General features: G+C 39.1%; 14 protein-coding genes and 1 pseudogene. 1 reads left to right on the top strand and 14 read right to left on the bottom strand.

Annotated elements, in window-relative coordinates:
• Positions 1–196 precede the first annotated feature (196 nt).
• From ACFSTH_RS00190 to ACFSTH_RS00155, 7 genes and pseudogenes are all read right to left on the bottom strand, one after another.
• Positions 197–712: a hypothetical protein gene (locus ACFSTH_RS00190; protein ID WP_377769143.1), complete on the bottom strand. Its 516-nt coding sequence runs from the start codon at positions 710–712 to the stop codon at positions 197–199.
• A 171-nt stretch (positions 713–883) separates the two neighbouring features.
• Positions 884–1753: an SAR2788 family putative toxin gene (locus ACFSTH_RS00185; RefSeq protein ID WP_377769142.1), complete on the bottom strand. Its 870-nt coding sequence runs from the start codon at positions 1751–1753 to the stop codon at positions 884–886.
• Positions 1754–1770: 17 nt separating this feature from the next.
• Positions 1771–2736 (bottom strand): S8 family serine peptidase, encoded by a 966-nt coding sequence (locus tag ACFSTH_RS00180; protein ID WP_377769141.1) that lies wholly within the window; start codon positions 2734–2736, stop codon positions 1771–1773.
• Positions 2737–3405: 669 nt separating this feature from the next.
• Positions 3406–4089, bottom strand: a pseudogene (locus ACFSTH_RS21065) (ISNCY family transposase); the annotation flags it as partial.
• 194 nt (positions 4090–4283) lie between these two features.
• Positions 4284–4412: an IS66 family insertion sequence element accessory protein TnpB gene (gene tnpB, locus ACFSTH_RS00165; RefSeq protein ID WP_377769156.1), complete on the bottom strand. Its 129-nt coding sequence runs from the start codon at positions 4410–4412 to the stop codon at positions 4284–4286.
• Between the two features lie 285 nt (positions 4413–4697).
• A complete protein-coding gene (locus ACFSTH_RS00160) occupies positions 4698–5036 on the bottom strand; it encodes a MauE/DoxX family redox-associated membrane protein (protein WP_377769138.1) in 339 nt (112 codons plus the stop codon).
• A 305-nt stretch (positions 5037–5341) separates the two neighbouring features.
• Positions 5342–6925 (bottom strand): extracellular solute-binding protein, encoded by a 1584-nt coding sequence (locus ACFSTH_RS00155; protein ID WP_377769137.1) that lies wholly within the window; start codon positions 6923–6925, stop codon positions 5342–5344.
• Between the two features lie 773 nt (positions 6926–7698).
• Here ACFSTH_RS00155 and ACFSTH_RS00150 point away from each other — a divergent pair.
• Positions 7699–8493 carry an alkaline phosphatase family protein gene (locus tag ACFSTH_RS00150; protein WP_377769136.1) on the top strand — a complete coding sequence of 265 codons (795 nt, stop codon included), beginning with the start codon at positions 7699–7701 and terminating at the stop codon, positions 8491–8493.
• Positions 8494–8633: 140 nt separating this feature from the next.
• Here the strand turns inward: ACFSTH_RS00150 and ACFSTH_RS00145 are convergent, their stop codons facing one another.
• The 7 genes from ACFSTH_RS00145 to ACFSTH_RS00115 all read right to left on the bottom strand — a co-directional run bounded on the left by ACFSTH_RS00145 (position 8634) and on the right by ACFSTH_RS00115 (position 20217).
• Positions 8634–10280 carry a hypothetical protein gene (locus ACFSTH_RS00145; RefSeq protein WP_377769135.1) on the bottom strand — a complete coding sequence of 549 codons (1647 nt, stop codon included), beginning with the start codon at positions 10278–10280 and terminating at the stop codon, positions 8634–8636.
• Between the two features lie 21 nt (positions 10281–10301).
• Complete coding sequence (locus ACFSTH_RS00140; protein WP_377769134.1) at positions 10302–12401, bottom strand: phage tail protein; 2100 nt, start codon at positions 12399–12401, stop codon at positions 10302–10304.
• A gap of 16 nt (positions 12402–12417) precedes the next feature.
• A complete protein-coding gene (locus tag ACFSTH_RS00135; RefSeq protein WP_377769133.1) occupies positions 12418–14760 on the bottom strand; it encodes a putative baseplate assembly protein in 2343 nt (780 codons plus the stop codon).
• 6 nt (positions 14761–14766) lie between these two features.
• Entirely contained in the window at positions 14767–17910 is a 3144-nt protein-coding gene (locus ACFSTH_RS00130; protein WP_377769132.1) for a baseplate J/gp47 family protein, read from the bottom strand.
• 17 nt (positions 17911–17927) lie between these two features.
• Positions 17928–18332 carry a GPW/gp25 family protein gene (locus tag ACFSTH_RS00125; protein WP_377769131.1) on the bottom strand — a complete coding sequence of 135 codons (405 nt, stop codon included), beginning with the start codon at positions 18330–18332 and terminating at the stop codon, positions 17928–17930.
• A gap of 62 nt (positions 18333–18394) precedes the next feature.
• Positions 18395–19111, bottom strand: coding sequence for a phage baseplate assembly protein V (locus ACFSTH_RS00120; RefSeq protein WP_377769130.1), 717 nt, complete (start codon positions 19109–19111; stop codon positions 18395–18397).
• A 5-nt stretch (positions 19112–19116) separates the two neighbouring features.
• Positions 19117–20217 (bottom strand): phage late control D family protein, encoded by a 1101-nt coding sequence (locus ACFSTH_RS00115; RefSeq protein WP_377769129.1) that lies wholly within the window; start codon positions 20215–20217, stop codon positions 19117–19119.
• Positions 20218–20226: the final 9 nt, after the last annotated feature.

The following is a 20226-nucleotide window of genomic DNA, read 5'->3' as shown; positions in this document are numbered from 1 at the left end:
AGAGGTATTGTTGCAAGAAAAACATGAGAGAGAGAATATCACATACCCTGCTTGAAATAAATATTACCATATATATGATATCATCATATCATCATCCACACTTACTATATCGTCAATTGAAAGCAAGTTGAACGTCTTTATAGATTGGCGTAGCAGATATCGATAATACACATGGCAGAAGGTTTAATAGCATTTATTAAGACAGATATCCTACTCGGTGTAGAAAAGTCAAATAAGTTTCATATGTTTCGTTTCCAATATGACATATCTCAGGATCAATACCCTTCATTATCACTAATTCATAGAGCAGCTTCTCACTCAAACCTTGCATTGTGAAAGCAGACATAGTAGTACCGTTATCACTCTCAATTACTACATTTATCAATCTTCCTCCTTGAACATCCACCCACATTTTAAAATTGGAATTTAATTCAAAATTAGAAGAAACATTTTTTTGATTTGAGTCCTGATGCATTTGCAACTCACTCTCTGTAAATATAGACTGGAGTATCTCTGGATCGTTAATTTTATAACAAGCTACAATTTTATTAAAATTAACAGCTGGATCAAGCTGTAAGTCATCGAACTGCCCCTTATCGACCGAAATAGCTTTATATTTACTTTTTAAAAAATTGTCTACCTCACCTAAAGTATAACTCTTCGGAATTTTTTTTTCTTTAAACAATCTATCCCAAAGTTGAATTTGCTGCATACTATCGCCTCCTGATAAAAAGTTAAGTTTAATGCTTTTACATTATATCTTATTTGTAAATAAATCGAGTAATTACTTAGAACTTTGATAGGAAGTTGTATCTTCCTATCAAAGCTTAATACGATAATTGCAGGAGTATATTTATTTTAAGATTTACATAATACCAATGCTTTAGAAGAAAGAATGTCCGCCTAATCTATCCCAACGGTGATAATGAGTGTAGAAGAAGAACCCTATTGGTTGATTAACATTTAATTCAGGACCAATCGCTGGTTTATTAGGATAAGTAACAACAAGCTCCGCTAATGCACTAGTTCTAGACCATACATTTCGATAATCATCATTTAACATCGGATCAGTAATCCTATACTTTGCTTGAGCTAGAGTTAAAGCATTTCCAATCCAAACCTTACCAGCCGAGATTACAGCCATATAGTGATCTACATCTTTTCTATTTCTAAGTTTCGTCAGTACTCCTGCATCTGATGCTGCAACATAAACAACGGTTCCAATAGTTATTGCCAACGCTGCTGAGATTAATTGCGCTAGAAGCGCTTCTCCAATAATTACTCCTAATGGTATAAACCAAACTAAAGAAGCTTCTAGTTTATCCTGTTGAACATTATAACTAGTATTAGTCTCAGTGTCAGTAAAAGTAGCATCAATGTCACCATACGAATTAACAGCATTAATGGTTACATTATATTTTCTACCATACTTTTCACTTGACTCACTCACTTCATTAGTTACAAGAGTTATCTCATGTGTATTTTTGTCTAAAGTCATAGTTGCTTCCACACTATTAATATCTGATGTGGTATCTGTGGCGGTAAATGTTGAGTAGCTTTTAGCTTGGATTCCATTTACTTTTTTAATTACTAATTCAGCTTCGTTGTCCACATCAATCTCAAATTCTATGCCATTGAGAGTACTATTTGCAATACTTGCCTCTGAATAATTTGGAACCGAAACAACAAATAACATAACAACTGATAAAATACCTGCGATAAAAGTTCTGTATGATAATAAATTTCTAATCATTTCTTTTAACCTACTTTCTATTTCGATAGTGATCCGTAACCAAATAACTCATCATAGCCTTTGTTACCAATATCTTTTGAAATATCAACCAACTCCTCTTTAACAACTGAGCTTATTGACTGATTTTTTTCTATTTCTCTTGCTGAGAGTATATTAGCAATTGCTCCAGTAATATATGCAGTAGCATACGAAGTTCCAGTAAACACTCCGTATTTATCTCCTGGAGCCAAGCTTAATACATCCACGCCGGGTGCACTAAAGTCTACCTTTCCAGTGGCTGCGGAAGATAGCTTTTTTTCAAAGCTATCTATCCCTGTGACCGAAATAACGTTTTGATATGCAGCAGGATAATCAACTTCATTTCGAAATTTATTTCCCACTGAAGCTACTATTAAAATACCATTGTTTACTGCTTCATTTATCGATTCTTTTAATAATTCGTGGTCCCTCATTATTCCGAAACTCATATTAATAATTTCGACATCATTCTCAATGCACCATTTTATTCCCTTAACAAAATCATCAATGTTACCTCGGCCTTCATCATCAAGAACTTTAACCGACACTAGTTCTACATTTTGTGTCACACCTAATATCCCAAAATCATTATCAATAGCACTAATAATCCCAGCAATAGCGGTTCCATGTCCAAAAACATCTACAGAAGTAGAATACACATTATCCTCTATTGCATTATACTCTTTGAGCACTTTACCTTCTAAATCTTTGTGACTAGCATCAATTCCACTATCCATAATTGCTACTCGAATTTTTTTTGATGATAGTGGTTTAAACTGAATATTCTGGTAACGTAATCCCCAAGGTACCAACTGATTCTTATTAAGATCATAGTTCTGTAATTCAGACTCGTTAATGACTTCATAAAATTTATCTGATTTTATACCTGAATTACAACTTGCAAGAATTACTGAAGTAAATATAACAACAAATAAATATAATGAACTCATTGATTTGTTCTTCATGACTATTATTTCTCCAAAATCCAATATACGATACGTTCCATGTTGAAAGATAAAAAAACTGTGAAAACTCCATAGCGACAAAAATAAACAAATAACTTATTAGAAATACTCTTCTTTCTCTATTATTAATTAAGCTTAATTAGCAATAGCTTACATCACATTCCTGTTTTTGTAAAGTATATCCAATGTATTTCTTCCCTTAATTTCTATATTTATTTAATTGTTTATCAAAATTTAAAACATTAAACCTTAGAGTTAATTTTAATATGCTGGGACGCATCTGAAAACTCATGACTGAGTAAATTGTAAAATAGAAGCCACATATACAAAAGTACAAATGACTTTGCTAGTTTGACGTAACGAGTAGCTATGTGATGAAAATGATTAATTTTATTTAGAAAGCACTCGACTGAGTGACCTTCTTTATAAAAGTGCCAATCAACTTTTCATGGATTTCGATTTTTTTTATTTGATAGAACTGTATAAGTTGTCAGTTGGATAGTAATACATTTCAGAATATCTTTTGAGCCATATGCTTTATTACCAGGAATATTAATTCCCGTAAAACCGAATCCCTGAAATAACTCGATCGCTGGAACGGAATCCAATACTTGACCATCAGTTAGAAGAAATGTAATAGGACTTCCTAATACATCTACTATAGTATGAAGTGACCCAGAGTCGTTCTATCCGTCCTTTGGCTTGTAGTAATGTATTCAACGTGTAAGTCATCCATGGCTTTACCAAAGTTAGATAGAGGCTTGTTTTCTCCTGCAAGCTCTTGTTCTAACGTGAGTGATTCGTTTGGTGACCGGAAGATAGTATGCCAATCGTTATAAATAAATACCGAGAGGTACCCCGCATTTCTTCACTCCCTGCTTCATGGCGATAGAATAGCCTTCTCTTCATTCATTAACTCTAAAAAGAGCGTCAACAATACTACCCGTCGCATCAACAATGGAAGCATGTAATGTGAATGTAATTGCACGCTCTTCTAACCAGGCAAAAGGTGTAGCATCTAATTGCCTTAACATTCTGGCCTAAGATCTTCGTTGCCGTGGTTAGTATATATTACTTCGTCGTCTTTGTTTGGCTTTTTTGATCCCTTAATCTAATAAGATACGACGAATACTGGAGGAACTATGCACAATCGATTCATGCTCTTCTAACAACTCCGAAAAATAACAATTATTACTTCCATAATAAGTAGTATGTATAATTCCACTACGTCTTTTTTAATCCCAAAGCTTGCCATGTTGACAAGCCCAGTAACACCGCCCTTTCTTCTGTAATAATTAACTCATCCAACATCTTTTTTACTACCAATACTTTCTTCAATTCGATCCTAGTCAATGTAGTATTCCACTGTTCCTTAGTGACATTATCACGGAACAATAACAGATTAGCGACAACTATATTCACAAATACTACACCTTGTGTTAGAAGTGTTGACTATCAATCCTCTCGATAATTGGCTATTAATTTTGACGTTGGATTTGTAAGCAATAGATCATGCAAAAATATTTAACATTCTTTCGATCGCAGAATTAAAACAGATTTCTAGAGAAAGGATCTAGTTGAAGATACACTTGTACTTTGATAATCAAACCATCGATAGACTTACGAAGATCGGTAACACCAGTTGCCAGATAAATATTATCTATCCACCTCAACATCATATCAGTATTACCTTTAACAATTAGTTTACAGTAATTCACTATAATGAATATAATTATTTCTTAATAGAGCAGATGCACTACATAGATAGCGTTTGATGATAACGAATATTTACACTTTCTCCTTAGGAAATAGTGTTGCAACAATAAATAAATAGACTAATATTACACATAATGAAATCAAAAAGCTTAATAATATCTCAAATAGTGCAATTTGATAAATCTCTACTTCATTATTGTTTTGTAAGATTAGAAAAATACCAAACCCAATCAAAACAGCTTTAATTATGTTGATATTCCAAACTTCTCTTCGATTAAATTTCCAAAACAATTAAAACTTAGGCTATTATTATTTTTATTGTCTTTCCATGCAGCCCATATAAAACATATAAGAAGAATTAAAATCCCTATACCACCGTACAGTTTAGTACTTTGAAACAATAAGAGAATGGCAACAGTTAACTCATAAATAGGCAACATTCTGCTGCCTAACCAAGCAATTTTTTTTGTAATCCCTAAGCCCTCAAGAGTTATTTGAAAATTTAATATAGATAACATCTTAAATATACTGGATACAATAAACACTGTACTGATACATATTTGATAAAACATAACAGTCGTCATGCGAGCATTCCTTTCATCTAATAATAACCGAAATTTAAGTATTATTAAAAAACTAATATTCCATTTAATAACTATAATAACTTATAATTTAATTAAATCATTATACATCCAAAAATTAAATACGTCTTGTCAACCAGAGGAACAAATGATCGCACTACATAAAATTTCCTTCCAATCTGTTTCAGTTCAACATAAGATTTACACTCAACACACTCTGTATATATAACTGTATCAACTATTCAATAAACAAACTTTGACTATGTATTCTTATTCAAAATAACTAAAATTAAAACCCTCTCCCCTTTCTATGTATACCACTCAATCTGTTTATCAAATAAGTTGTTGTAATAATCTTTGTTCTCAATTAATTCTTCATGAGTACCTTGTTCTTCAAGTACTCCATCTTTAAGCACAATAATTTTATCTGCTTTAAGACAAACTCCTAAACGATGTGATATAAATATAACAGTCTTATCTTTAAACGAATTGATAAAATGCTCATAAATATCTACTTCTGCTAACGGATCAAGCGCTGAAGTAGGTTCATCCAATATAATTATTGGTGCATTACTGAATACTGCCCTACCTAATGCTACTCGCTGCCACTCCCCACCTGATAATTCTTTACCACCTATAAATGTAGGTCCGAGTGTTGTTTCATATTTATTAGGTAGTCCATCAATTATAGAAGACAAGCCTACACTTGAAGCTGCGAATGTAAGCATTGTTTCGTCATTAATAGAATTAATATTACCAAATGCTATATTTTCTTTAGCAGTAAGATGATATTTCATAAAATCTTGAAAGATGGCCGTTATGCTTCCTCGTAAGCTGATAGTATCAATTTCATTAATATCAAATTCACCAATGTTAATCATGCCCGATCTAACTTGATAAAGTCCAAGTAAGCATTTAACAAGCGTGCTCTTACCAGCACCATTCTCGCCAACAATTACTATTTTTTCTCCCTGATTAATAGAAAAACTAATATCTTTAAGCGATTCTTTTGTGTTATTCGGGTATTGAAAGTTCAGATTCGAGACTCTTATTTTATTTGAATCGTTCTTATTAAGAACCTTATCACCAATTAGATCTTGCATATTGTTATATACTTTTGTCGTCTCATTTGGATCGAAAACTATATTGTTTTTATAAGCATTCACAACTAATTCAAAAATTTGTCGCCACTCGGAATTGTTTAGTAAAATTTGATTACTATCTACATCGTACATACTGACTCCATTATATTTTGCTATAGTTTGTACGAAATTAAATGGATCATTTTGAAATGGTTGCGAAATCCCATATACACCATCTACTTGCCCAACAAACCTTTCCGCCAAATGAAATACTTCACTCCATGTCATCTGATTAGTTGGATATGGAATCCCGACTTCATCAAAAATATCTTTATTGTAAAACAGCGCAGTACTGTAAAATGTGGGGGCTAACCCATATAATCTTCCATCGCCTTTCATCTTTAAATATTCCAAAACAGCTGGCAAAATCTCCTCACTATCAAAGTCTTTGCCATGTACTAAGTCACTCATATCATACAAATTACCAGCTTCCATTAGCCAATCATATTCATCACTATTTAATACCATAATATCTGGCTGATGCTCATCTACAAATTGCTTTAAACTTTCTTTTGAATAGGTTCCCGCAGTTAATAATGGTTTTGTAGACACAATTTCGAAATCTACATCACGATGTTTCGTTGAAAATAAATTACCATAAATTTGCTGAAACCATTCTTCATCCACATTATACAGCACTTTGAGCGTTCCTTTTTGCTCCATTTCAGCAACTTTTGAGCAACCTGAAGCCAGCGTTAATAAACCTATAGTTACTATAAATGCACATACTAATAAGTTCTTTTTATACAATTCTTACTCACTCCGTAATTAGAATTAAATATACTTTACTACTATTTTCTATATATGTAAATATCTTATATTGTCGACTTATAGCAGATTATATTTAATTTTAACTATTTACATATTATTAAGTCATAAGATGATGAAAAATCATCCTGTAAAAACAGTCGAATAAGACTTGCCAGAGGAAAATCGTACGTATCCATTTTGTTAGGAGCATTTGCATCAGACGTGCAAAGATGTTCGAAAGGAGTCGAATGTCATTCCTGTGTACATCAAAGCATCATTTGTGCGCCTGTCGTCACTGTGATAAGTAGAACACTTCCACACCTGAAATAGTGTTTCCAAAGCCATCACCTGTACTTCCAAGTAGTTTCGTTTCCCAACCCTAATGGATTTGTCATGGATCGGAAGTATACTTAGGCGCTTCCGCTTTATCGTCAGGAACAGCAATTCCAACATTCTTGTGTCGTTATTTTTCTCAAAACGCTAGTGAATTGGATAATACGAGGGGAGACGTATGAAAAGAATAGATTAGGTAGAGTATAGTAAGCACACCAAACATAGACAACCACTATATAAGTATCTTTTACAGTTAAAACACACATCCATTTAATCTCTATCATCGAACGTTATCTCAGCACATTAACTATTTCTGTTTTTCAGTTGACTATAACAACCTAATACATTATATTCAACTTGTAATTAATTGCGTTATGTTGTTTTTATGTTGTATTTATATCTATTCAATCTTACTACGTATATAATTGGAGGGATTTTTTATGGGTCAGAAAGTTGTTATGGTATTGATTGATGGTATGCGTGCAGATAGTCTTGCTGTTAGTGGGCATCCTTTTATTGAGCAAATGAAACAAACAGGCAGTTATACGCTAGACGGACAGACGGTTATGCCGAGCGTTACATTACCTTGTCATATGTCTTTATTTCATAGTGTTCCGCCAGAACGTCATGGCATTGTTGAAAACGTCTACACCGCACAAGTACGTCCGATCCCTGGACTCTATGAACAACTAGCTGCGCAACGAAAAGTATCAGGACATTTTCATAATTGGTCTGAACTGCGTGACTTAGCTCGTCCTGGCTCCGTTGCCCATAATTGCTTTATTTCCGGTGATTGGCATACGTTTGAATATTCTAATCAAGAATTAACGAAACAAGCGATTACTTACATTCAAGAACATAGCCCTGATTTCGTTTTTCTCTATTTAGGAAAAGTAGATATGGATGGGCATCGTTTCGGCTGGATGTCAGACGAATATATTCAATCTGTCTATGATTCATGGGAATTAGTAGAGCAAGTGGCTAACATTTTGCCAGAAGAATATAACTTAATTGTAACGTCAGACCACGGTGGACACGATCGAGGACATGGGATGAATATACCGGAAGATATGACTATTCCGTTTTTATTACGGGGTAAGAATATTGCCACAGGGGAAATTAGCGAAAAAGTTAGCATTCTAGATATAGCACCAACAATCGTCGATTTAATGGATGTTCCGGCACATGGCGAATGGGAAGGTAAAAGCTTACTACCATCGTGTAAAAAGAAATAAACATAGACAATATAAGCAACACTATACCTATGTAATCAAACAAACTCTGACTATTGCCCACACCACAGAAATACTTTGCTTAGCAGCAGTCAGAGCTTTTTTGCATTTTCACATTTTCACTTCTTCACTTCTTCACTTCTTCACACTTCGTTTTTCCCCAACTCGCCTTGATCCACTTTCACTGCCCACCAGCGAAAACGTAAAAATGTACGATCGGTTTTATGTTTCACATGTACCCCGACACGGAAAGCACCTTTTTTCGGATATTGCACCGTAGCGAACGTAACGACAGGATAATTAGACGCGAATTCACTATCATCGAATAGATGACCGTTACTACTAAATATAGCATTACTTCTGCGCCACATATCAGGCATTGGCACATCTATTTGTTCTTGTTCATCAGAGAGAGCTATCGTCAAAAGGACTGGTTGATCCGTAATAAGGTCGTGCTTAATTTCTTCGGAATAAAACTTTCTTTGACGTCGTTGATACCACTTTTTAGGCTGCTCTTGTACGATTGGTATATCGATAGTTCCAGTAGCAAATAGCGGATCGACTTCCAGCTCCACCTCATCAGGAAATAAACGAGCAAACTCTTGTTCCATCGGTGGAAATTCACTCGCCGCCGCCGCTTGCTCCTGCTGCTTCTCCATCACTTGCTGCGCTTCACTCATCGTAGTATCTTCATAGGGATTATTTCGGCTATCCGTCTGTTTATTCCATATACGATGCAGCATAGACGGATTTATAACATAATCGTGAAAAGGTAACGATTGCACATGATCGATACTGTAGCTTGCTCCCATTTGTAACAAACTTATTTTGGCAATGTATATTGCTGGCTCTGCTGGCGATTCCAATGCACGATCTAACGAACGTTGATGATAAGCTTGTAATATCCGTTCTGTCGCTCGCTTCGAATCTACTTCCACTAACTGACGCAGATGAGATAGTTCATAGATTTGTTTGTCCCCAATAACAAGTCGGGCAGAACCAGCTTTTGCTATCAATTGTATCTGTTGCTTATGATCTTCTACTTCCAACGGTAACGCTCGAATAGTGAATTGTTTTTTGTACGTAGTCGCACCGCCATCGGTCGGTTCCACGAACACAATTTTCGAAGCATACTGCTCATCCACAAACTGTCCATTCGTGAGCTGTGGTACATATTCAAATGAAATATGCGGTGTTTGCAACGTTTTTTCAACCGTTAACCCCAATGTAAATGTTTGTCCCGGCTCTACATACTTCGGTATCGTTTGTAAAATTCGCACTTGCCCATCATCGTACCAAACCGAAGTTTCCTCCATCAGCGCATCATATTCTAGCATATTGGGCGCAGGTGGTGACTCACGAACAAATAATTTATAGCTTTCTAGTATGCGATTATGTTCACTTACTTCCTCACCCGTCCCCAGCGCACCTGCAACCGTATGGACTGGTTCTTTGCCTAGCTCATCGTAGCCTAAACATAAATAGACATTTTTGGCATACTCATTATTAGTGAATCCATCAACATTAGACAATTTAATCGTAATTGGTGATGGTACTATAATTTCCCGCCCCAACTGATCCAGCGCTGCACCCGCTTCGACAGATATCGACTTGTCATCAACAGCAACGACCTGCAAACCAGTAATGACACCCGTTCCAAACAACAACCGATTGCTTAATCGCCTTTTATCTGCAAAATAAGTTTGTTCCGACATAAAATCACGTACAGTTAACAATTTCCCATAAAAATAACGATTGCGTTCAAACGGAATATACCTTGATCTATTCATCTCTTTTTCCCACCTCTGCTATTATTCCAAACGAGCGTTCAAACCGAGTCTCGTATGCTGATCCATTCTATTTTCGCCACTTGTATCAATCGTTATCGTATGGTGTGGCATCGACGACTGATTGTCTAACGTTAACAATGTCGGCTCGGACAAAATCGTGTTCATTCCCAAATAAGAATGCAAATCAATGTATACCCACGGCTGCAATATAATAAGTTTAAACGAGGCAAAAGCTGGCTTATACGCTTCAATCAGTTGCTGCAACGTTACTCGTTTCAATTCGGTAGTGACATGCTCCGCTTTGACTAATACGTTAAACGTATGTGGATCAGCAGCATAGAGACGATCAGCTACTTCACCGATATCAACATTTTCTTTTAACGGCTTAATCTGCTCATATTCCAAAATAATCGGTCGTTCCCCTGTATAAATTTCGATCAGCCGCATCAGCGCTTGCTTCGTTCCTCGTAAGGCATACAGCTGAGGCGCTTCTTTGAGCAACTGCCGTAATTGTTCATCACTCCAAAAGTCATCAGACTCAATACCAAGCCATTGTAATAACCAACGCAGAGATGGACCAGAAGCTTGATTCACTTGCAGCCTGCGAGTAATGCCACCGATATCATCATCCACTTCTTCCAGCATCGTCTGAAATAAGGTTAAATAGCGCTCCAAAAACTGATCCTGCCCAGCAGTCTGCTCATAAATCGACGGTAAATACTGCATATACGATTGACGTGGGAAAAATACTTTCATCAGCTGAATAGTCGGCGTATGATGTGCCGAACCAAGCAGTTCCAGATGAATCCACAAATACCTGCCCGTTGCATGACGAAGAAGTGCATCTTGTGGGTCTCGCAGTGGCTTCGACCAATATGGCTGTAACACCGCCAATTTTTCCGCTTCTGTCGTCGAACTGTCCTGTAGCCATTCATCCAATACGACTCGCTTATCTCCCGCCCATATTTCCCGTTGATCACTTGCATAATAGCGAATATTTACTTGGCAATCATGCGGAACATGAGCTTCCATCGTCAGTCTGTGCCAAATCGTCTCATTCTCCCCGCTGTCCAAAGCGTAACTAATCCAAACACCGCTTCTACTACTAGTTAGCTCCCACACTGCCGGCTCTAGCACAGGTTCTACTCGCGTTAACAGTTTTTCTTGTCCATCCCACAAAAAAACAGCCTGCTTACTGACAACCATTCGATCGGCAGTGGAATTATTTACGTACCCTCTTTGTACAACTTCCGATTGCTCATTTAATCCGATTAAAGATAATTGCTGTTCCTTCGTCTGCTCTCTTACTAAAATCCATAAAATATGCTGCTCGTTTTGCTGACCAGAGCCAATGGACACAATCTGCTGCTGATGCTGAACTATCGGTACTTGTAACTGTGAAACAACATAATTAGTCGTCAAATCTAACGAAATGATTTGCTCTGCTGCATGCTGCAATATCCAGCAATTATCGTACATATCAAATACAATTTGAAATTGTTGTCCTTGTTGAGCTGCTCGCTCGCTAGTAGAAGATGTTACATTCTCATCCAACCTAAAGTAGTCGTCCAATGCCATTTTGATCGTCGGCATCCCAAATCTATCGAAGCGAAGTAACTGCAAAGCCGTTTGCTCTGCCAACGTAGCAATTACTAACCAACCACCTTGCCGATCAGCTGCGATAGCATATCCGGTAAACTTCTCTCCGTACCAATCCGTTATTTGCGCACGAATTTGTGCCCCGTTAATTTGCATAATCGCAATAGTCGATACAACTGTGGAATATAGCACCGCCATCGTTTCCGCCGCTGCCGCTAGCTGAACTGGTTGCAGCTGATCATCGCCCTCTAATTGTATCATTCGCTCAGCATCATGCTGCACAGTATCTAACCGCCATATATTTCGAGCGTCATCCAGCACATACCACTTACCAGCAACATCTGTCGTTGTATCTATAATAGAAGCGGTTAGTCGACTATTGACGATTTGCTCCGTATGACATTGCCGATACACATTTTCTTTTTCTATAGCTAGTGCAGCTGCATCGTTCGTTAACTGTGCCTGCCATCCCCGCTTCCAATCGACAGACGATCGAAACGAGAAGAAAGTTCGCTTACCCATTGTAGATCGCCTCCCTTTAATACGTTGCTACGATAAATTCAATATCGTGAACACCAGATACAACAAGACCATTGGGCGGAATATGTATATCTCCACCTTCATCTGTATACGCTTGACTTCCTTCAGAAATTAACCACAAATCTTGAATATACTGTACTCCAGCTACCTGATGCAGCTGATTGAACACATCGCTTTTGTGTACGGATTTGCCAAATGACCACCCCTGCTCCAACTGCCTGTTACTATTTATCGTGGAATTATACGGCTGCAACCATTCAGATAACATTTGTCGCACTTCCTCTTCACGACCTTCATAGCGAGGATGAACGACAAGTATCGCTCTAATCGTCACTTTAATATATGCTGGTGCAATAATATGCATCGTCGTTGTTAACAATCGGTAAGGTTCCAAATGCGTTTTAATTGTCCGAATAACACCTTCACTAGGATGCGGCTCCGCTTCCTTACTGTACGGTACAACTACAATTGCGATATGACCTGCTGCTACTTTACTCGCTTGCTGCCATTTCGGATTAAAGCCACTAATCGCCTTCACTCTTACTAACCGCAAACCAGGAATTTCCCATACTCGCTGCTCTATATCCGCTACTGTAACGGCACACTTCGGCTGCATCATCGCACCCTTCGCACGCTCCAATGCATCTTGCACCGTCTCCGCTTCCGTTCCGCCATAAGCTGGAAACAAGTTCGTCACCTGCAAGGGGATATTAAAATAATCAAGTTCATGGATCGTATCTGCCATTACATTTCCCGCTGCGCCCGTACCTATTCGATAATTAATGATCCGAATGTTCGGTTGCACTGTACGAGGCGGCACTGCGCCATACACACTATCCGAAAAGCGAATTACTCCAGCTTCTTGATCTATGACATAATGCAAACTATCTTCATACGATTCATCAAAATCAAATACTCGCTCCCAATCCTGCCAAACCATTTCTTGTCGCTCTGCATGCCAATTACCAACCTGAAGCTGTAACGTATCCGCTAATAACGGTTGCACCGGCAACATATATTGTTGCCCAGAAATGCCCGTACCCGTACCGAGCAATCGCTTATTGGCAAAGCTGGATGAACTAGCAATAACCCGAATTGATAGCGCTCCTACTGGCAACTGCACTCCCTCTTGAAACTGTAAACTAACTAATTCATCTGTAAAATTAACCATATAATCGCTCGTCGGTTGATCAATCCAACCCGCTTCCGTCTCAAACTGTACCGTTAATTCACTTTGCAAAAACAACCCATGCTCTAATACGATTAACGGTTCTTCGCCATCTGCACTTGTTTTTCCATCAAAACAAACAGATATGCACAATGTTTGACCTTGCCGAGCAAATACTTCATTCCAAATTAACCGACGAATACGTGGCGGATCATTATAGTAACCATCTATTAAGGTAGCTTTTATTTCTTTCACTTGAACTGCATCTTTCGGTATAGAAAATAAAATCGGTCCGCTTTGGTGTAAACTATACGTTTCATCCCGCTCTAAGGGCAGTAATCGCCATTCCCCTATAGCTGCCATGTCTTGTTCCTGTTGACTTTCACTCACTTGCTGTTTTTGACTTGCTTGTTCCTGTTGGCTTACTAGTTCCTGCCGATTCGTTAGCTCATTCCCTTGATTATTCCCTTGTTCATCCGCTAGCTCCTGACCTTGCTCCCCCTCCAGCGTTTCGCTTTTCCCTCGCCTATCCTCAGCAGTAAACGTATGCCAATACGACCACTCAATCTGCCCCGATGGCGTAAACTGGCGATACCTTGCCGGAATACGATGAAGCGGTTCTTGACCGTCCAACTCCATCCATAGCGATAAAGGTAACGAAGGCGGTAACGCTTTTTCCAGTGTCAAAGTAACACTTGCACCACGTGTAGCAGTTTCACCAAACGGATAAATGACCGTCCTGCCACTCGCCATATCTTCTTCTATAAGCTGCACTCCGTTATTGCTCCGCAAAGTGATACGCTGTTGAAAATCAGGCAATGCCGTAAACGGTCGTATCGTCTCAAATGGTAGATCTCTCACCCATAGCAACGTGCCATACGGAATATACATCGGATACGGCGACTTCGATATGCTCACCGACGTACTCGCTGGCTGTACATCTCGTGGCATTTCCCCAAGTAGACGTAAAAACTTACGGTCGTGACTATCTGATATACGATTCAACTGATACTGCTGCATCTCCACATGCCAAGCTAACATCTCTAGCAATGTCATACCAGGATCATGCGTATTTTCATCTGTCCACTCCGCAAATATTGTCGGAATAAGCTGACGTGCCTCTTGCACCAGCTGCTCAAACGTTCGATCATCCAAATTAGGCAATGGCAACATGTCCCGCTACTCCCCTTTTTTATAAACTTCAACCATAATGCGATGTTTTCCACTCATTACGATACTATGCGGCAACGATTTCGCGCCATCCAAATGCCATTCTTGCCTTTCACCGCTTTCCAACTTGTAAGCATCTAACGCTAGCTGTGGAATATGGACGACATAACTGCAAGATTTCATTAAAGCAAAAAACATCGACGAATGAATACGTTGACCAATATCAAATCCTTGCCCATCCGTTCCACCAGTTAATGGATCAAGAAACTGCTCTAATTTATGTAACAACTCCGCTTCTGCTGGCACAACATCATCCATACTGCGCACCCAAACAATCGCCTGCACTGCTATTTCTAGGACTGCCGGTGCTAGCACCTGTATATTACCAACCAGCGCTGCTGCCGCTTGTTCCTTCAGACGAAGCTCGATCGACCGTTTAATTTCTTGAAAATGCGCTCCAGCTCCCCCGCCCGACTTCGGCAAGACGACAATCACAACAGAGCCTACTTCTTTTTCCAGCAAAATATTTCGATTAGGCAAACACTTCACCTTGGCAATGTTAGGATGTGCTTCATAGGCTAACCACTCAAAATCTTCGATCGTTACCGCTCGATTGCGATGCGCCAATCGCTTCGGACCTCGCTTCAACGCCTCTTCCAAATTACCGCCGTCACAACCGCCAGCTGCTGCCCCATAATTGGTTACCCGTTCGACAAAAGCAACAGTATTTTGCATCGTTTGTATCGTATGACTAGCAACATTTCCAACTTCGCCACCACCAGTCGTATAAGTAACCTTCACCTTATCCGTACCATCTTGCGCAACCGTCTTTCCTCTTTTCCCATCCCCGAAATATAAGTGTCCAAGCGCTCGATCTACCCGATAATGACGATCAAAGGGAGTAGAGTGATGCCAATATTCCACCACTTCATACTGCACCCAAACTTGGATCACTTGATCCGCAGAATCAGTAACGATGTTTAGTGGTACATTGTTCCGTTGTAATTGCTCGATCTCAGCAGTGGTCAGTTGATTCGTCTCATCTACCCAAACTTGCTCCGTCAATATAGGTGTTTGGTTTAGCGCATAAGTATGCTGTTCACTTGCTCCAATTTCTGCCGCTCTTCTCTGCGGAAATTCATTAATAACCGTCATTTGTTGTATCGCCAAAGTTGTATTTATCCGCAGTTCCTTCAGACGTGGGCTTGATGCTATTTGCGCTAATTGTTCATGGCGATGATCTCTATTTACCGCTCGTAGCCAATATTTCCGTTTATCAAAATAGGTAGCTTCTGCAAAATCAGTAGGACCAACAAATTGAATAACACCCGTTTGCGTAAAACCATTCGTTTCATCAGCAACAGGTAGTGTCGTCCATACTTGATGACCTGCTTGCTGTCTCAAATATTGCCATTCCATATGTGGGATATGTTGATCTAGTATTTTGGGAGCAACAACTTCTGCATATAAGTGAATAGGCCCTTTTATCGGTGGCTGATCAAAAGCGAACATCAAAGCCGGCTCCTTACTATCCAATGAAACGAATGGTCTGATGACACTTCCGCCACTACTCACTTCATTCGTTCGCTCCAGCAACTCCAAATTGTTATACATAAACAATTGCTGTGGATGATGCAATGGCATCTCATATCCATACCGAATCCGTAAATGTTGTAGCTGAGGCGCACAATAAACAGCGTTAGCCGAATAAGCATTAGCCACTTGCAAAATGCGAGCTCGTATCCAATAATTTTGCTCTGCATTTACGATCATCTCGCTCATATCCGCCGGGCAATCGAACGTCACTTCCCCTATCGTTTGACCTTCCCAAACTTCCTTAAATATCGTTTTAGCTTCTGCTGCTACTTGCAAAATAACCCACGCTCGCCCATTCCAATATTCCCACTGCAATTCAGCAATCGTCACCATATCAGGAATTTCCGTCGCATCTACAACATCACGACGCATAATTGGCTTCCATTGAATTGGTCTTGGATGTTCTGGAACAAGTCGAAATGGTACTAATTCCATCTCAAACTGCACAGTAATTTTCGCACCCAACTTACAAAATGCTTCCTTACTGGCAATATAAAACATACTATGAGCTGCAAAGTATTGCCCAAACGGAAAATAGCCATTTTCATCAATTAAAGGCAAATCGTTATAATACATTTTGTCCGCCCATAAACCAGACTGCGCTGTCGCAGAAGCATATTCACTTTTTACTAGCATCCGCTCAAACTGAACTTTATTTAAAATCGATTGTTGTGGCAAAGCAATCTGTTGCTGCCCTTTTTTATACCTGTCTAGCATTCGACAACGAATCCAATATCCTTGCTGCCCAAACACTTCCTTCTCTTCTATCGCTTGCTCGCGCAACTTTAAGAGACGAATAATATTTTGCCTCCCATATACCCGATCAAACGGAACCCACTCTCCCGCCGACCAATACTCCCAACTCAATTGCCGCATATCTGTTAACAAATGAGCCGCTTCCTCGGCCGCTTGTTCATTTATCGAATGAAAAAACGAAAGCTCAATATACGCCGGTTGCTCCAAAACAAACAAAAAATTATGACGCAAATATAGAACATGCTGCTGCATATTTACACCACTATGATCAAACAGCACCGTTCCATTACCCGCTTCTCCTATTAATCCATCCGTCTGTTCAGCAAGTAACACAATACTATCTCTGGACGGTTGAAGCGCATATACACTCGTTATTTGTGCCGGTGTTAACACTACTGGACCTGCTGTCTCGAAAATAATCGGCTCGATCTGCTGTGGCGAAATAGCCGCTATTTGCAAGCCTTTCTCTACATACACTTCTTGCGGCGTACCTTCTGCTAGTTTAAATGTAAGATAAGCTAACGCTGGACGAGCAGGGGAAAAGCTCACTTGAAAGTGATTGAGAAAAGTAATAAAGCTTTTCAGTGGCACTTGATTTAACCGTGCAATATTTCCTTCTAATAAATGAGCAAATAGTAACGCTAACGCTGAGCCTGGATCGGGATTGTCCAAGCTAAATCGCCATTCTGGCACATAGCTGGCAGCCATTTTTTGCAATTGCTCGATGATCTGTTTTTGTGTACGCTGGTCAACAATCGGAAGACGATCTACAACCTTCGCTACTGCATTACCTTTGCTCATTTCCATCTCCCGCCTATCTAATGATTTGATCCTTCATACAAATAGTATGGATATACTTGGTTAAACAAGTTATTTGTCGTCCGTACCGTATACTGGACATGAATAAGTAACCTATGATCTGCTCCCGCTTCTCGCTCCACTACTACTTCTACTTCATGCACCCTTGGCTCCCACAGCATTAACGCCTCTTCTATTTCCTTTTCTATTAAACGAAGTGTCGTATCATCATTTCCCTCGAACAAATAACGATCAATCGAACAGCCATAGTCGGGACGCATGACCCGCTCCCCTTTTGACGTTAATATAACAATTTTAATAGCTTCCGCTATATCATCCTCATACTCTACCATTACCATTCGCCCTGTCACTTCATCCACTTCAATCGGAAATTTAAAACCACGTCCCAAAAATTGTTTCGACATTTTCCCACCCCTCCGCTCCTTCGTCCTGCCGTGCACCACATACCATTACTACTATTTATGTACTAATTTATATTAACGAGCGATCCTTTGATCGTAATCAACCCATCCGACTTTAAATTCAATGCCGCACTTGCTTTCAAATCTAGCGTTGCCGTAGCTTCTACTGCAATTTGCGCTGCTTTTAACCGAATACTTTTCAAACTTTCAATCGATACTTCTCCCGTATTACTAACTGTTATGGTATTTTTCCCGCTTTTTACGGTGATCTCATTTGCCGAACCGCCATTTATTTGAATGACGTTAACTTTAGATGAGTCCGTTAATACCAATTCATCCTGCTTATCCTTCAATTCGAGCACATGCCCTTTTTTCGTTTGCAGCGTTATCTTTTCATTTCCTTCACTATCATCAAATATCAATTGATGCCCTGATCTAGTCGTTATTTTGCGAATATTATTTTTCTCATCTTTTCCTTCTGGCGGCACTTGCGTTTTGCTCCACAAACTACCAATCACTATCGGCTGCCTTACATCCCCCATATGAAAAGCAATTAACACTTCATCGCCAACATCTGGAACAAATAACGTACCTTGCTTACTACCCGCCATTAAAGTCGCCACTCTAGCCCAATTCAAAATATGATTATTATCAAAAATAGGAACCTTCACTTGCACTCTGCCATAATTTTGCTCATCTTTGTTGTCCGTTACAATTCCGATATAAACACCATGTACTAAACCCATTACTTCACTACTACGATCGTTTAATGACTCATACATTGTTATCACACCGCATTCCCTTGCACCCTGAGACGAGTAGAATAACCTTGCTCATTCAAAATATGGGTGGCCGTTTTTATATAATATGGCTGATTCAGTTGCTTGCCCAAACCATCAAATGTCACAAATCTTCCCGCTCGTAATTCCGGCAAACCGAGGCAATGTGCTTCACCTTCTACAAGTCGCATCGCTCGTCTGTGCAGTGCTGCCGTTGCCTTCAATTTAGCGTCATGACTGTCCGCTGCGTTCAAATACAACACTTCCTCGAACTTACCCAACGTCCGCATAATATCTGCACCCGTTTTCGTATTCGATCCAATCGGCTGCATTTTACTCGCTGTACCTATTAAGATCTGCTGCTTTTCAGCATCCCAGCTACGAACCGTTACATCGCTTACTTGCTCCGCAATACTTTGCTCCATCTGCAAATACTGCAAATGCTTTCCTAACGATAGCGTAATAACAGATGACGTATGATGACCGTACTTGCGAAAATAAAGTGTTTTCCCAACAACAAAACATTCATAGTTAATGCTTTGGGCAAGCATCTGTAAAAAGTGAAAATCATTATCCGGTTTTTTAGTAAATGTCGGCAGTTGCTCCGTTGTACTATCCATCTCAAATTGACTTATCCCATTTTGCTGCCCGATACTTCGCACAACGTCGGATATCGTTTTATTAGACCACGTCTGTGCCGCTCGATTTCGCATCATTTTAAACGACAAATCCATACCAGTAACCGCAATAGTAGGCGTTTCATTCGGATAAAACTCAGTATTTATGTTCGTAATATATCCGGAAAATATAGCCGTCATTTGATCCGTATAACCAATATGCACTTCAATCTCTTTGCCTAGCGCAAGCAGGCCGCCCAGCCATTCAAACTGCCGTGACACAAGATTATACCCATTTACAATCGTAAACATCGCTGTATCTGCTTCATTTGCTATCGTCGTTTCCACTGTTAATTCGCGAATAGCCATGCCCGCTTTTACAATATCTTGACCATCGACACGTATTTTGTAGCCCGGTGCAATAAACTGCCGATACTTCTTTTCCAGCTGATCAAAAGTATACGTCTTACTATCCAGCTTAATATCACTCATCCGTCTACT

The organism is Paenibacillus yanchengensis, from assembly GCF_042684845.1.
GTDB lineage: Bacteria > Bacillota > Bacilli > Paenibacillales > Paenibacillaceae > Pristimantibacillus > Pristimantibacillus yanchengensis.
This window is presented reverse-complemented; position numbering and strand designations above follow the sequence as displayed.

Coding starts and splice junctions, on each gene's coding strand:
- tnpB (WP_377769156.1), bottom strand. CDS start 4,412: ATGTTGAGGTGGATAGATAATATTTATCTGGCAACTGGTGTTACCGAT.
- ACFSTH_RS00160 (WP_377769138.1), bottom strand. CDS start 5,036: ATGACGACTGTTATGTTTTATCAAATATGTATCAGTACAGTGTTTATT.
- ACFSTH_RS00115 (WP_377769129.1), bottom strand. CDS start 20,217: ATGAGTGATATTAAGCTGGATAGTAAGACGTATACTTTTGATCAGCTG.
- ACFSTH_RS00185 (WP_377769142.1), bottom strand. CDS start 1,753: ATGATTAGAAATTTATTATCATACAGAACTTTTATCGCAGGTATTTTA.
- ACFSTH_RS00140 (WP_377769134.1), bottom strand. CDS start 12,401: ATGGGTAAGCGAACTTTCTTCTCGTTTCGATCGTCTGTCGATTGGAAG.
- ACFSTH_RS00135 (WP_377769133.1), bottom strand. CDS start 14,760: ATGTTGCCATTGCCTAATTTGGATGATCGAACGTTTGAGCAGCTGGTG.
- ACFSTH_RS00120 (WP_377769130.1), bottom strand. CDS start 19,111: ATGTATGAGTCATTAAACGATCGTAGTAGTGAAGTAATGGGTTTAGTA.
- ACFSTH_RS00190 (WP_377769143.1), bottom strand. CDS start 712: ATGCAGCAAATTCAACTTTGGGATAGATTGTTTAAAGAAAAAAAAATT.
- ACFSTH_RS00150 (WP_377769136.1), top strand. CDS start 7,699: ATGGGTCAGAAAGTTGTTATGGTATTGATTGATGGTATGCGTGCAGAT.
- ACFSTH_RS00130 (WP_377769132.1), bottom strand. CDS start 17,910: ATGAGCAAAGGTAATGCAGTAGCGAAGGTTGTAGATCGTCTTCCGATT.
- ACFSTH_RS00180 (WP_377769141.1), bottom strand. CDS start 2,736: ATGAAGAACAAATCAATGAGTTCATTATATTTATTTGTTGTTATATTT.
- ACFSTH_RS00145 (WP_377769135.1), bottom strand. CDS start 10,280: ATGAATAGATCAAGGTATATTCCGTTTGAACGCAATCGTTATTTTTAT.
- ACFSTH_RS00125 (WP_377769131.1), bottom strand. CDS start 18,332: ATGTCGAAACAATTTTTGGGACGTGGTTTTAAATTTCCGATTGAAGTG.